The following is a 13455-nucleotide window of genomic DNA, read 5'->3' as shown; positions in this document are numbered from 1 at the left end:
GCCCGGTTTGCGGGGGCGCCTTTGGTATGATGGATTTGTTTAAAATTCTCAGCCAAGCCCGACGTATCGCCGTTGTGGGCGCTTCCGCGCACCCGCACCGGCCCAGCCATCAGATCATGCACTACCTCATGAGCCAGGGCTACGAGGTGATCCCGGTTAACCCCCACTATGCGGAGGTGCTCGGCCAACCTTGTTACCCCTCTGTGCAGAGTCTTCCCCAATCGGTCGACATCGTGAACGTATTTCGGCGGGCGCCGTACGTGGAGGCGGTCGTCGATGACGTGCTGGCCTCCGGACAACGTCCGGTGATTTGGACTCAGCTGGGGGCGCATTCGGAGGCGGCCCAACGCAAAGCCGAGCGGGCCCGCCTCCGTTACATTCCCGAGGTTTGCATCATGGTCGTACATCGACAGTGGCGGCAATGGCGATCCGGTTGGTGACGATCGATTTTTGGAACACGATGGTCGACCCCCACGTGGGGGGACTCGCCCGCAAGCAACAGCGTATAGAGCAGCTGCAACAGGTCTTGCAAAACCTGGGACGGGAGTCTGATCCCGAGGCGCTGGAGGCCGTCTACCAGCAGGCCCGTCGTTGGTTCGAGGGAGCCTGGCAAGAGGCCCGCTACACCCCTCCGGTGGAGCTGCTCGTGCGCCGGATTTGGCAGGAACTGGGCCTCACGGTTCCAGAGGCGGCGCATCAGGAGACGGTGCGCGTTTTTGAAGAGGGGCTGCTGCAGGCGCCCCCGGCTTTTGCTCCCGGGCTTCGGGAGGGGCTGCAGGCTCTGGCGGAATGCTACGGGCTCTGCATCGTCTCGGACACCATGTTTTCGCCTGGCCGCGTGATACGGCGGCTTTTGGAGGAGGCCGACTTGCATCGGTTTTTCCGCCATTTCGTGTTTTCCGACGAAACCGGCTACGCCAAACCCGACCCCCGAGCCTTCCTGCACGCCTTATCGGCCTTTGGTGTTGAGCCTTCTGAGGCGGTGCACATAGGCGATCTGCAGCGCACAGACGTCGCAGGGGCGCAGGCCGTGGGGATGCGCGCCATCCTGTACGTGGGCCTTAACCGCCGCGATCAGGAGGGCCACACCGCCGACGCCGTAGCCGAGGACTGGCGCGAAGTACCTCGTTTGGTCGCACAACTGGAGCAGGTCGACTCATGAACACGCCCGAGCCGCACATGCTGATCAGCGGCGCCTCTTCCGGGATTGGAGAGGCCACAGCGCGCCTAGCCGCCGGGCGGGGATGGCGGCTTTCCCTGGGGGCTCGTCGTCTGGAGCGGCTGCAGGCGCTAGCCGAGAAGCTGCAGCGCGCACACGGGGCCTCCGTATACGTCGCTCCCCTGGATGTGCGGCGAACCGATTCCGTGCAGGCCTTCCTGGAGGGGGCCATTGCCGCTCAAGGCGTCCCTACGGTGTTGGTCAACAACGCCGGCTTGGCTCTGGGGTTGCGACCGCTGTGGGAGACCCCCGAAGAAGACTACGAGACCATGTGGCAGACGAACGTGGCCGGCGTGATCCGGCTCACCCAGGCCGTGCTGCCGCACATGCTGCGCCAAGGCCGCGGCCACATCGTCATGCTCGGCTCTATTGCGGGATGGGAGGCCTACGAAGGGGGGAGCATCTACTGCGCCACCAAGTTCGCCCTGCGGGCCCTTACGCAGAGTTTGCGCCAGGAGCTGCTGGGCACGCCGATTCGGCTTACCAGCATCGACCCCGGCATGGTGGAGACCGAGTTCAGCCTGGTGCGCTTTCGCGGCGATCGGGAGAGGGCCCGAAAGGTCTACGAGGGGCTCACCCCCCTAACCGGAGAAGATGTGGCCCGCTGCATCCTATGGGCCGTCGAGCAGCCCGAACACGTCAACATCGATACCATCATCCTCAAACCCCGTGACCAGGCCTCCATGTTCAAGGTCCACCGTCGTGCGTAGTCGGGAACGCGCCGATCTGCATACGCACACCACGTGCTCCGACGGCAGGCTCACCCCCCGGGAGCTCGTGCGGCGGGCTGCTCAGGTGGGGCTTGGAGCTGTCGCCATAACGGACCATGACACCGTGGCGGGATTAGAGGAGGCCTATGCGGAATCTCGCAGCCGGGGGCTTGAGCTGATCCCGGGCCTAGAGCTCAGCGTGCGCTGGGTCGATCGGGACTTGCACCTGCTCGCCTACGGGATCGATCCCGATCACGGGGATCTGAGGAAAGCCCTAGAGGCCTTGCGGGAGGCGCGTCTGGAGCGCCTTCGGCAGATGGTGCGCAACTTAGGGGAGATCGGCATCCGGATTTCGCTGGATCGGGTGCTGGAGGTGGCCGGATCCGGCGTCGTGGGGCGTCCGCACCTGGCCCAGGTGCTCGTGGAGGCCGGCTGGGCCCGCACCCCGGCTGAGGCCTTCGCCCGTTATCTGGGCTCCGAGGGACCTGTTGCCGCGCCTCGGGTGGGCGTGCCGCTAGAGGAAGCCTTGCGCCTTATCCATCGGGCCGGCGGGGTGGCCGTCATCGCGCATCCCGGCCCGAGGCTAGCCGGAGCGCCCCTTGCTGCGCTCATTCGCGCGGGCTTAGACGGGATTGAAGTCGTGCACCCTCGCCATTCCTGGCGGTGGGCCCGTTACTACGGGGAACTGGCCCGCGAGGCCGGGCTTATCGCGACCGGAGGCTCGGATTACCACGGAGGACCGGAAGAAGAGGCGTACTTCGGTTCCGTGGTGGTTTCGTGTGCGATCGCAGAGCAGCTGCGCCATCGAGCCGCCTACAAAGGAGGTGCAACGTATGTCCGTTGTTCATGAGGGAACGCTATCTGCCCAGGGTCTGCGGCTGGGTATCGCGGTCAGCCGTTGGAATGCGCTCATCACGCATCGGCTGCTGGAGGGCGCCCTGGAGGCCTTGCGCCAGCACGGGGCGGATCCGGCGCAGGTGGAAGTGGCCTGGTGTCCAGGGGCCTTCGAGCTGCCCTTGCTTGCGCGCCGCATGGCGGATACAGGGCGTTTTGAGGCCATCATCGCCCTGGGGGCCGTGATCCGGGGCGAGACCCCGCATTTTGAGTACGTCGCCTCGGCTGCCGCCCAGGGGCTAAGCCGCGTCATGCTAGAGACGAACATTCCCGTGGCCTTTGGCGTGCTCACGACCGATACCCTGGAGCAAGCCCTCGAGCGCGCCGGGGGCAAGGCCGGCAACAAAGGCGCCGAAGCCGCCCTGGCCGCCGTGGAGATGGCGCACCTATTGCGTCGGCTCTAAGCATGCGCGCCCCTTGCCTGCTTGTTCTGCTTTGCTGCTCTCCTCTGTGGGCCCAAGTGGGCCGATGGCAGGCCTACACGGCCATGCGACAGGTGCGCGCCCTGGCCGGCTCGGATGAGGTCGTCTGGGCCGGCACCACGGGGGGGCTTTTCGCCTATGCGCCCGCAACCGGACAGCTACGCCGTTGGACGAGCGTCGAGGGCATGAGCGGGATAGACGTCTCGGCGGTCGCCTGGGACGGACGCCGCGGCGGGCTATGGGTGGGCTACGACAACGGGATAATCGACTTTTGGAGCGAGGCCCAAGGGCGCTGGCGGGCGGTTTTCGATATCGCACGCAGCGCGCAGTTTACGCAACGCGGGGTGCGCGCTTTCACCCTAGGGGGGGATACGGTGTACGTGGCCACGGATTTCGGGATCGTACTCCTGGATCCGATTCGGCGGCAGGTGCGGGACTCCTACACCCGCCTGGGCCCTCTGCCCGCGGCCACCCCGGTGCGATCCGTGGCCCTGGGGGCTGGCCGTCTGTGGGCCGCTACGGACTTCGGGGTCGTCTCCGCTCCGCTTTCCGCCCCCAACCTCAAGGTTCCCGAACTATGGGAGCTGCATGATGCGCGCTGCGGCCTGCCCGATGGGCGCACATGGGCCCTGATCGCCCACCGAGGTGCCGTGTACGCGGCCACCTCTGGGGGGCTAGCCCGATACGAGGGCCCCTCCTGCTGGCGCGCCCTTGAAGCGGTTCGTGAGCCCGTGCGCGCGCTCTCCGCTTGGGGGGAGTATCTTTTTGCGCTCACTCCCTCGGCCGTGGTGCGGCTTGACCCCGCGGGCGCGGTTGTGCGCTTTCCCGTGGAGGCCGGCGATCCGCGCGCGCTCTGGGCGCAGTCCGCCACGAGCTGGTGGGTGGGGGACTTCCGACGCGGTCTTTGCCGTTACGAAAACGGACGCCTTGGCCTGATCCTCGTGCCCGAGGGCCCGTATAGCAACCTGGTCAGCCAGCTCTCCATGGGCCCCCGCGGCCTTCTGTGGGCCGCCTCCAGCCAGCTGGACCGCCCGGGAAGCGGCTTCTATCGATTCGATGGGGTTCGATGGCGCAGTTTTCATCCCGACGTCCTGCCTGAGCTGGAGGGCGTCTTCGATGTGCCGGCCATTTTGGCCGACCCCGACGGCGGGGTCTGGGCGGGCACCTGGGGGCGCGGGGTGGTGCGCGTAGAATCTGATGGCGCAATACGCCGTTTCGACCGCCGATCCGGATTGCTCGGCATCCCCGGAGCGGAGGATTACGTCGTCGTCCCGGCCCTGACGCGCGACCCCAACGGACGGATCTGGGCGACGAGTTTCCTGGCCAGCACGCCGCTTTTTGTTTACGAAAACGGCTCCTGGACCGGCCTGCCTCCGCATCCGGCGATTCCGAGCAACGCCACGTACTTTCTCGTATACGCCGACTCCTCCGGGCTGCTTTGGATAGGCCTTCGCGCCTCCGATGACAAAAACGTTGGCATGGGCCTGCTGGTGTTAGATCCGCGGGGTAGTCCGCGTCTTCCGGGCGACGACCAGGCCGTTTACCTGCGGGCCGAGCGCGGCCTGGGCAACCTGCCCGATCGCAAGGTGAACGCGGTCGTGCAGGATCGTCGGGGCGTCGTCTGGGTGGGCACCCAGCGGGGGCTGGCCTATTGGCCCTTTCCGGGTTTGCTCATGCGGGGCGGAACGGCCGAGCGGGAGGCCCAGTGGCCCATATCCGCCGACACAACCGGCGGGCGCCGAAGTTACCTGCTGCGCGAGCTCACCGTAAACGCCCTGCTCGTAGACGGGGCCAACCGAAAGTGGATCGGTTCTCCAGATGGGCTTTGGGTGACGGATGAGTCCGTCTCCCGGGTGCTGGCGCATTACACCACGGAAAACAGCCCCCTGCTCTCGAACAACGTGCTCGGACTCGCCTATCGAGCCGATACTGGCGAGTTGTTTGTGGCTACTTCCGCTGGTCTAGTGAGCCTCATGACGGATGTCTTGGGCCCGGAGCCGGAGTTGCGGGAGCTGCGCATCTTTCCGAATCCCGTTCGCCTGGAGGCTCCCCGGCCTATCTACATCCGAGGGCTTGCGGAGGAAACCCTGCTGAAAATCCTCTCTGTAGACGGTGGCTTGGTGCGGGAGCTGCGCGCCCGCGGCGGGCAGGCGATCTGGGACGGCTGCGATGCCGAAGGCCGGCTTGTGCCCTCTGGCCTGTATGTGGTGACGGCCGTCGACCTGGCCACGCGCCGTTCCGCCGTGGGCAAGGTGGTCGTGATCCGATAACTTTATGTTAACCCTTCTCTTACGATTCCTTAACGCGCCCGTCATACTCCCCTAACATCGCCGAGCGAGCTTGTCGGCGCCTGAATAAAAGGGGGAGTTCGAGGATCATGAAGGGGACTCTGTGGCTTGCGGCCGTCTTGCTCGTGGCCACGGCTAGCGGCCTTCTGGCCCAGTCGCGAGGGCTCGTCACAGGACGCGTGGTGGACGCGCAAACCGGAGAAGCGCTTATCGGGGTCAACGTGGTGGTGGTGGGCACCACGCAGGGCACGACAACGGACGTAGAAGGGCGCTTTCACCTTTCTCTTCCTCCCGGGCGGCACACGCTCCTCTTCCGCTACATCGGCTACCGGCCCTTCCGGGCTGAAAACGCCGAGGTGCGCCCTGGCGGGGTACTGGAGCTCGCCGTGGCCCTGCAACCGGAGGCGTTTGAGGTTGGGGAGGTGGTTGTAGAGGCGCAGGCGCTGCGCAATACGGAGGCGGCCCTGCTGGCTTTGCAGCGTCGCGCGCCCATGGTCAGCGACGGGCTGGCCTCCGAGCAGATCCGTAGGGCGCCAGACCCCACCTCGGCCGACGCGCTCCGGCGTGTTACGGGCGTTTCCGTGCTCGGCGGCCGGTATCTGTATGTGCGCGGGATCCCGGAGCGCTACTCCGTGGCCCTGCTCAACGGCGCCCCGCTAGCCGGAACAGAACCGGATCGCCGCAGCTTCGCCTTCGATCTTGTGCCCGCGGAGCTATTGGATCACGCCCAAATTCTGAAATCCTTTACTCCGGATCAGCCGGGGGACTTCTCCGGTGGCGTGGTGCGGCTGCAGACGGTCGATTTCCCCGCTCAACTCATTGTGCGTCTGAGCGGATCCGGAGCCTGGAACGCGGCCGCAACCGGGCGGGCCTTCTGGACGTACCCCGGAAGCCGCTTCTGGGGCTTGGAAGATGGGCGCCGTCGCCTGCCCTCGGGCTTTCCGCAAGACATCTCGGCCTTGCCCGTGGCCGAGCGGCACCAGGCCGCCCGTCAGCTTTCGGCCGTCTGGGCTCCCAGCGTCAGCCGCAGTCCGGCCAACATGAGCTGGGGGCTCTCCATAGGCGATGGATCCCGCCTGCTCGGGCGCTCCTTTGGGTTTGTGGCTTCGGCCTCCTATCGAAACGGTTACGTGATCGAATCTTTGGTGCGCCGTGAATACGAGGCCTCCGGCGATGCGCGCTTCGCCTACACGGGCCAGCGGCATGCCTTTTCGGTGCTCTGGGGGGGACTGCTCAACTTGAACCTCCGTCTGGGAGGGGCGCACCGTCTAAGCTGGCGCAACCTCTACACGCGCGCGGCCGAAGACGAAGTGATCCGGCTTGAGGGGATTCAGTACACCGACGCCGGAGCCGAGCAGCGTCAGACAGCGCTCCGCTTCACCAGCCGCGGCCTCTATGCGGGCCAGCTCGAAGGGCTTCACGCGTTTTCCCTCCTGGGCAACGCGGAGCTCCGCTGGAGCCTCCGCTACAGCCAATCTAGGCGCGAGGAGCCGGACTATCGTCGGTACTTGTATGCGCGCCCGGCGGACTCTCAGGGCCCCTTTGCGGCCGTGCTGGGCTTTCAGGCCAACCTCAAAAACGGCGGGCGCTTCTACTCCGACATGTCCGAGCGCACCTATGGGCTGGAGTGGGATCTGCGCAAGCCCGTTGGGGAGGCCCGCATAAGCCTGGGCGGTGGCTGGGAGGATCGAAGCCGGCGCTTCTGGGCCCGCCTGATCGGCGTTGTAATCAACGCGCCCGGCAACGGATTTACGGACTTTCGGCTTCTCTATTTGCCGCCGGATTCCCTGTTTCGGCCCGAACACTTCCGGCGCAATGGGCTGGCTCTGGATGAGTACCGCAACGGCACCAATCGGTACCGGGCCGGACTGGAACTGGGGAACGGCTACCTGATGCTGGACTGGCCCCTCCGGATAGGACCCGGACAGACGCTGCGCCTGGTGGGCGGGGTGCGCGGCGAGCTGGCCCGGGTCTGGCTGCGCACGCGCGATTTCTCGGACCAGCGGGACCTGGTCGTCGAGCGACGCAAAATCGACCTCTTGCCGGGCCTTAATCTGACCTACAACCCTATAGAACGCATGAACCTGCGCCTGGCCTGGAGCCGAACGGTCAACCGACCGGAGCTTCGGGAGCTGGCCCCCTTTACGTACTTCGACTTTCAGACGCAGACCTCAATTCGGGGGGATACGAGCCTGCACCGGGCCTCGGTGCATAACTGGGATCTGCGATGGGAGCTCTATCCCGGCATCGGGGAGATCCTGGCCTTCGGCGTCTTCTACAAACGCTTCCGCCATCCCATAGAGCAGGTCATCGTCTCGGGCAGCGCTTTGGGCTCGGAACGCACCTTCGCCAACGCCGATCGAGCGGAAAACGGCGGTTTCGAGCTGGATTTGCGCTTGGCCTTAAGCCGCTTTCTGGGGGAATGGGCTCGCCCGTGGCGGGCGCAGTTTAACTACGCCTGGATCCGATCCCGCGTTTTCGTGCCGGGCACCGAGACCACCATCGCGCGCGAAGGCCGTCCTCTACAGGGGCAGTCGCCCTACGTACTGAACGCCGCCCTGTTTTACGAGACCGAACGGACCAGCCTGAGCCTGCTATACAACCGCATCGGAAGCCGTATTGTCGAGGTGGCCACGGCCTACGAGGAAGATATCGTGGAGGAGCCTCGAGACGTGCTCGATTTCGTCCTTTCGTATCGGCTGCATCGCGCTTGGACGCTGCGGCTTAGCGCGCGCGACCTGCTGGCCCCACCCCAGCGTTTCATGCAGGGCGGAAAGCTGGTCCGGGAAAACAGCCGCGCCCCCACCTGGTCCTTAGGGCTTAGCTGGAACCCGTAATGGAATGCGAACGCTTGCTTCACGCCGGCTTTATGTGGGGTGATGAACTTAGCTTGACAACCCAATAATGGAGGGCCGTTATGCGACGTCTTCTACTGCTGGGCTTCCTGATCGGCTTCTTTCTGTCGGAGGCCTGGGCACAGCTGGCGCCCGTAGATAGCGTCTTAGAGGGGCGTATTACGCGCAGCATCACGCTGCGAGCTTCGAAGCGGTATCTGTTGCGGGGCTTCGTTAACGTCGATCCCCCGGCTACGCTGCGCATTGAGCCCGGCACGATCATCTTCGGAGAAAAGGCCACTAAGGGGACGCTCATCATCAACCGAGGGGCCCGAATTATCGCCGAGGGCACGCCTACGCGCCCCATCGTGTTCACCAGCCAACAGCCTCGGGGCCAGCGCGCTCCAGGAGATTGGGGGGGGATCATCATCGCCGGCCGCGCTCCCATCAATGTGCCGGGCGGCACGGCCGAGATCGAGGGCGGCACGGGTACCGTTTACGGGGGAGGCGCCAATCCCGATCCCAACGATAACTCGGGCGTGCTCCGTTATGTGCGCATCGAATTTCCGGGGATCGCCTTTTTGCCCGACAACGAGATCAACGGCCTGACCCTGGGCGGCGTGGGCCGCGGTACGATCATCGAGTACGTCCAGGTAAGCTACTGCGGCGACGACGCCTTCGAGTGGTTCGGCGGCACGGTCAACGCGCGCTATCTGATCAGCTACGCTAACGTAGACGACGACTTTGATACGGATTTCGGCTATCAGGGCCGCGTGCAGTTTGCCTTGGCCGTTCGCGATCCCAACATCGCCGACATCGGCGGCTCCAACGGCTTTGAGTCCGATAACGACGGCACGGGGACCACGAACGCGCCGCGCACGTCCCCCGTATTCTCCAACGTCACCCTAATCGGACCGGCGGCCACGGCGCAGACAAGCATCAGCCCGAACTTCCGGCGTGGCATGCATATTCGGCGCTCCTCGCTGCTTTCAGCTTACAACTCGATCGTCATGGGCTGGCCCGAAGGGCTTCTGCTGGATGGCTCCGTCACCACCACGGCCGCTCGCGACGGGGAGCTGGAGATGCGCAACTTCATCGTGGCTGGCATTCGCACCTCGCCCCCGGTGCGGGTCTCCGGAGCTCCCTCTGGTTTCGATCAGATGGCATGGTTTCAAACGCCAGCCTGGAACAACCGCCTGCTGAGCACAACGGCCGACGTGGGGCTGGTCAATCCCTACCCGGCCCGTCCGGCCGACTTCGACCCCAGGCCCCGCTTTACGAGCCCCGCCGTAGCAGGCGCTAGCTTCGCCTGGTCCAGGCTGCAGGACCCTTTCTTCCAGCAGGTGGCCTACGTGGGGGCTTTCGATCCCAACACGCGCTGGGATCTGCCTTGGGCCAACTATGATCCGCAAAACACGGATTACAGCCGCGTGGGCACGTCCGTAGAGGCGACCGCCGAGGCGCCAAGCCTGGAGCTAGACGTCTACCCGAACCCGTTTGTCGAGGACGTGCGCATTCGGCTGCGCTTGCCCGAGGCGGCCTCGGTGCGCCTAGCCGTATACGATTTGCTGGGCCGCGAGATAGCGCGCTTTGCTGAAGGTCCGCATCCGGCTGGGTATCGGGAGTGGACTTGGCGTGCCGGCAAGATCCCGGCCGGCCTTTACTACGTGCAGCTTCGCGTAGGGGATCAAGTGCTACACAGGCCCGTAGTGCGCGGACGCTAGTTTCCCCACACTCCCCCCAGGCGCAGAGAGGGCCTGGCCACTCGGTCGGGCCCTTTCTTGCATTTATCGAGCACGCCGGTCCTGTTTTCTGCGCGCGGTGGAATCATGCGTATCTTTGCGGGATCTTTTTCGCAAGCAGAGCGTCCATGGGGTTACGTTGCGGCATCGTGGGGCTGCCCAACGTGGGCAAATCCACCCTTTTCAACGCGCTGACCGCAGCCGGGGCCGAGGTGGCCAACTACCCTTTTTGCACGATCGAGCCCAACGTAGGCGTCGTGCCCGTGCCGGATGAGCGCCTGATGCGCCTAGCCCAGTGGGTGGGACCCGGCAAGGTCACCCCAGCCACCGTGGAGATCGTCGACATCGCCGGGCTCGTTCGCGGCGCCTCCCGGGGGGAGGGCCTTGGCAATCAGTTTCTAGCCCACATTCGGGAGGTGGATGCCATTCTGCACGTCGTACGTTGTTTTCAGGATCCCAACGTCATCCACGTAGAGGGGGAGGTTGATCCCGAGCGGGATATCCAGGTCGTACAGATGGAGCTTGTGCTCAAAGATCTGGAAACCGTTCTGCGTCGGCTGGAGCGCGCAGGCAAAGCGGCCCGAATGGGCGACAAAAAAGCTCGCCTTGAGGCCGCGCTCCTGGAACGGCTGCGGGAACACCTCGACGCGGCCCGTCCGGCGCGCACGTTCGGCGCCACCGAAGAAGAGCAGGCCCTGCTGAGGCCGCTTTGCCTGCTTACGGCGAAGCCCGTGCTGTACGTGGCCAACGTGGCCGAAGCCGACCTGCCCGACGGGGGCCCTCTGGTGGAGCCCGTGCGCCGCATGGCGCGCGACGAAGGCGCCGAGGTCCTCGTGCTGTGCGCGGAACTGGAGGCGCAGATCGCCCGGCTGCCCGCCTCGGAGCGAGCCGCTTTTCTGCAGGCCATGGGGCTACCTCAGTCGGGCCTGGACCGATTGGTGTGCGCCGCTTACGCGCTTTTAGGATTGATCACGTTTTTCACCGTCGGTCCCAAAGAGGTCCGGGCCTGGACCATCCGAAAGGGCACCCGGGCCGCCCAGGCGGCGGGAAAGATTCATTCCGACATGGAGCAGGGCTTTATCCGGGCTGAAGTGACGCGCTTTGCGGACTGGGAGCGCCTGGGCTCCGAACAGGCCCTTCGCGAGGCCGGCTTGGTGCGCATCGAGGGACGGCATTACGAGGTGCAAGACGGGGACATCTTGCACATCCGCTTCAGCTAAGGGCTCTCTTAAAAAATGCCGCGCAAGATATTCAGCTCCGAGGAGGAACGTCGCATCCGGGAGCGCGTCGCGCAAATCGAACGCGAAACGGGCAGCGAAATCGTGCCCTACGTGGTGGGCATAAGCGATCCCTACCCAGAGGCCCCCTGGCGGGGCTTTGCTCTGTTTGCCGCGCTCGGGCTCTTCGTTGCCTCCCTGCTGAGCCTGGGCCAGTCCTGGGCCGTGGGGCCGACTGTCACCGAGGTGATCGCGGTCACGCTGCTGTCCGGTCTTCTGGGGGCGGCCATGGGGCGCTATGTGGCCCCGGTACGCCGGTGGCTTGTGGGGCGCGCGCTCCTGGACCGCCGCGTGCATCAGCGGGCCCTACAGGCCTTTTTGGAGGAGGAGGTCTTCGCCACCCCAAACCGCACTGGGGTGCTGATCTTTATCTCGCTCTTTGAGCGTCGGCTGGAGGTGCTGCCCGATAAAACCTTAGCGGAGCAGCTCCCGACAGAGGTCTGGAAGCCGGTTGTCTTGGACGTAGTAGAGGGGATCCGTCAGGGTCGGCCGGTTGACGGGCTTATGCGGGCTCTTGAGGAATGCCGCCGAATCGTGCTGGAGCACGCCTCGGGGCTTCCTCCGGCTCAGGATTCGCTCTCAGATGAACTGCGCCTGCGGCCCGACTAGCGGGGCGGCACGTGCCGTTCCGCGTGATAACTGGAGCGCACCAGGGGGCCGGACTCTACGTGGCGAAAGCCGCGCTTAAGCCCCTCCTCCCGGTAGCGCGCGAAAACCTCTGGATGGACGTACTCGACCACGGGCAGGTGCAGCTTCGTGGGTTGCAAGTATTGGCCGATCGTGAGCACGTCGCAGCCCACGGCCCGAAGATCGTCCATGAGCGCCAGCACCTCTTCGAAGCTCTCCCCTAGTCCCACCATGATGCCGCTTTTCGTCACCAGATCCGCCTCTTTTGCGCGACGCAACAGCTCAAGGCTACGCTCGTATCGGGCCTGAGGGCGCACCTGGGGATACAGGCGTCGGATGGTCTCCATGTTGTGGTTGAGCACGTCCGGCCGCTCATCGAGCACAAGCTGCAGCGCCTCCCAATTGCCTTTGAAGTCCGGGATGAGCACTTCGACGGTCGTATTCGGGTTCAGGCGGCGGATTTCGCGAATCGTCATGGCGAAGACGGCCGCGCCGCCGTCGCGCAGCTCGTCTCGGTTGACGCTCGTCACCACGGCATGACGAAGCCCCATGAGCCGCACGGCCTCGGCCACGCGGTAGGGCTCTTCCAGGTCCAGCTCCGTGGGCCGGCCCGTGATCACGGCACAAAAGCCGCAGGAGCGCGTGCAGATGTTGCCCAAGATCATGAACGTAGCCGTGCCGGCCCCCCAGCATTCCCCGATGTTCGGGCAGCGGGCCGATTCGCAGACCGTGTGCAACCGATGTTGATCGATGATCTCGCGCACGCGCGCGTATGCACCCCCGTAGGGCAGCTTTACGCGTAGCCAATCCGGCCTCCGCGTCCGGGGGGGCTCAGAGGGATTCAATACAGGAAGCGTCAGATCCATACCGCCCGTCCTCTCTAGAGCGTCTTAACGGCGCACCTCCGCGGTCGTTCCTCACCAGGAATCGGGCCAGTCCGTGGCGCGCACCAGCATCGAGACCACGCGCTCTAGTCCCTCCTCGTCCGTTTCGTCGAAGCGGGCCAACACGGGGGCGTCGACGTCCAGAACGCCCAGCAGCCGCGACCCCAGGCGCATGGGCACGACGATTTCGGAGCGCGAGGCGCTATCGCAGGCGATGTGGCCGGGGAAGGCGTCTACGTCGGGCACCCGGATCGTATGGCCTTTCGCAGCGGCTGTCCCGCAGACGCCGCGGCCGATCGGGATGCGCACGCAGGCCGGCTTGCCCTGAAACGGGCCCAGTACGAGCGCACCGCCCCGATACAGGTAAAAGCCCACCCAGTTGATCTGCGGTAGCGCCATCCACAGCAGGGCCGCCGTGTTGGCCAGGTTCGCCAGCCAATCCCGTTCCTCCTTTAGCAGGGCCTCTAGGGCCTCGTAAAGCTCCACATAGCGAGAGGCCTTGTCCGGGGCTGAGATCGAAAACGCGTACATGATTCGGGCTCCTGGCTAGCAAGCGCC

At 65.2% G+C, this 13455-nt stretch carries 12 protein-coding genes; 10 read left to right on the top strand and 2 right to left on the bottom strand.

Going from position 1 to position 13455, the window contains the following annotated elements:
- Window positions 1-26 precede the first annotated feature (26 nt).
- The 10 genes from NZ993_08230 to NZ993_08185 all read left to right on the top strand — a co-directional run bounded on the left by NZ993_08230 (window position 27) and on the right by NZ993_08185 (window position 11995).
- A complete protein-coding gene (locus NZ993_08230; GenBank protein ID MCS7155775.1) occupies window positions 27-440 on the top strand; it encodes a CoA-binding protein in 414 nt (137 codons plus the stop codon).
- Entirely contained in the window at window positions 422-1162 is a 741-nt protein-coding gene (locus NZ993_08225; GenBank protein MCS7155774.1) for an HAD family hydrolase, read from the top strand. The genes NZ993_08230 and NZ993_08225 overlap by 19 nt, the downstream gene beginning before the upstream one ends.
- Window positions 1159-1929: an SDR family NAD(P)-dependent oxidoreductase gene (locus tag NZ993_08220; protein ID MCS7155773.1), complete on the top strand. Its 771-nt coding sequence runs from the start codon at window positions 1159-1161 to the stop codon at window positions 1927-1929. The genes NZ993_08225 and NZ993_08220 overlap by 4 nt, the downstream gene beginning before the upstream one ends.
- Window positions 1922-2779: a PHP domain-containing protein gene (locus NZ993_08215; protein MCS7155772.1), complete on the top strand. Its 858-nt coding sequence runs from the start codon at window positions 1922-1924 to the stop codon at window positions 2777-2779. The genes NZ993_08220 and NZ993_08215 overlap by 8 nt, the downstream gene beginning before the upstream one ends.
- Window positions 2763-3227, top strand: a complete 465-nt coding sequence (ribE, locus tag NZ993_08210; GenBank protein MCS7155771.1) for a 6,7-dimethyl-8-ribityllumazine synthase — start codon at window positions 2763-2765, stop codon at window positions 3225-3227. The genes NZ993_08215 and ribE overlap by 17 nt, the downstream gene beginning before the upstream one ends.
- Window positions 3228-3229: 2 nt before the next feature.
- Entirely contained in the window at window positions 3230-5515 is a 2286-nt protein-coding gene (locus NZ993_08205) for a hypothetical protein (protein MCS7155770.1), read from the top strand.
- 107 nt (window positions 5516-5622) lie between these two features.
- Entirely contained in the window at window positions 5623-8370 is a 2748-nt protein-coding gene (locus NZ993_08200) for a TonB-dependent receptor (GenBank protein MCS7155769.1), read from the top strand.
- Window positions 8371-8450: 80 nt separating this feature from the next.
- On the top strand, window positions 8451-10091 hold the full coding sequence (locus tag NZ993_08195; GenBank protein ID MCS7155768.1) for a T9SS type A sorting domain-containing protein: 1641 nt from the start codon (window positions 8451-8453) through the stop codon (window positions 10089-10091).
- Between the two features lie 146 nt (window positions 10092-10237).
- A complete protein-coding gene (gene ychF / locus NZ993_08190) occupies window positions 10238-11329 on the top strand; it encodes a redox-regulated ATPase YchF (GenBank protein MCS7155767.1) in 1092 nt (363 codons plus the stop codon).
- Window positions 11330-11344: 15 nt separating this feature from the next.
- Complete coding sequence (locus NZ993_08185) at window positions 11345-11995, top strand: hypothetical protein (GenBank protein ID MCS7155766.1); 651 nt, start codon at window positions 11345-11347, stop codon at window positions 11993-11995.
- Here NZ993_08185 and lipA read toward each other — a convergent pair.
- Together lipA and NZ993_08175 are read right to left on the bottom strand one after the other, a co-directional pair.
- Window positions 11992-12879 carry a lipoyl synthase gene (gene lipA, locus NZ993_08180; protein ID MCS7155765.1) on the bottom strand — a complete coding sequence of 296 codons (888 nt, stop codon included), beginning with the start codon at window positions 12877-12879 and terminating at the stop codon, window positions 11992-11994. The two genes, NZ993_08185 and lipA, sit on opposite strands and share 4 nt — an antisense overlap.
- Window positions 12880-12930: 51 nt before the next feature.
- On the bottom strand, window positions 12931-13428 hold the full coding sequence (locus tag NZ993_08175) for a GAF domain-containing protein (GenBank protein ID MCS7155764.1): 498 nt from the start codon (window positions 13426-13428) through the stop codon (window positions 12931-12933).
- Window positions 13429-13455: the final 27 nt, after the last annotated feature.

The organism is Bacteroidota bacterium, assembly GCA_025059945.1.
GTDB lineage: Bacteria > Bacteroidota > Rhodothermia > JANXDC01 > JANXDC01 > JANXDC01.
The sequence above is the reverse complement of the archived record's forward strand: the minus strand, read 5'-3'. Positions and strand labels throughout refer to the sequence as shown.

What these genes read in the sequence shown, in the direction of transcription:
- lipA (MCS7155765.1), bottom strand. Translation starts at nt 12,879, where the DNA reads ATGGATCTGACGCTTCCTGTATTGAATCCCTCTGAGCCCCCCCGGACG.
- NZ993_08230 (MCS7155775.1), top strand. Translation starts at nt 27, where the DNA reads ATGATGGATTTGTTTAAAATTCTCAGCCAAGCCCGACGTATCGCCGTT.
- ychF (MCS7155767.1), top strand. Translation starts at nt 10,238, where the DNA reads ATGGGGTTACGTTGCGGCATCGTGGGGCTGCCCAACGTGGGCAAATCC.
- NZ993_08200 (MCS7155769.1), top strand. Translation starts at nt 5,623, where the DNA reads ATGAAGGGGACTCTGTGGCTTGCGGCCGTCTTGCTCGTGGCCACGGCT.
- NZ993_08185 (MCS7155766.1), top strand. Translation starts at nt 11,345, where the DNA reads ATGCCGCGCAAGATATTCAGCTCCGAGGAGGAACGTCGCATCCGGGAG.
- NZ993_08195 (MCS7155768.1), top strand. Translation starts at nt 8,451, where the DNA reads ATGCGACGTCTTCTACTGCTGGGCTTCCTGATCGGCTTCTTTCTGTCG.
- NZ993_08205 (MCS7155770.1), top strand. Translation starts at nt 3,230, where the DNA reads ATGCGCGCCCCTTGCCTGCTTGTTCTGCTTTGCTGCTCTCCTCTGTGG.
- NZ993_08220 (MCS7155773.1), top strand. Translation starts at nt 1,159, where the DNA reads ATGAACACGCCCGAGCCGCACATGCTGATCAGCGGCGCCTCTTCCGGG.
- NZ993_08175 (MCS7155764.1), bottom strand. Translation starts at nt 13,428, where the DNA reads ATGTACGCGTTTTCGATCTCAGCCCCGGACAAGGCCTCTCGCTATGTG.
- ribE (MCS7155771.1), top strand. Translation starts at nt 2,763, where the DNA reads ATGTCCGTTGTTCATGAGGGAACGCTATCTGCCCAGGGTCTGCGGCTG.
- NZ993_08225 (MCS7155774.1), top strand. Translation starts at nt 422, where the DNA reads ATGGCGATCCGGTTGGTGACGATCGATTTTTGGAACACGATGGTCGAC.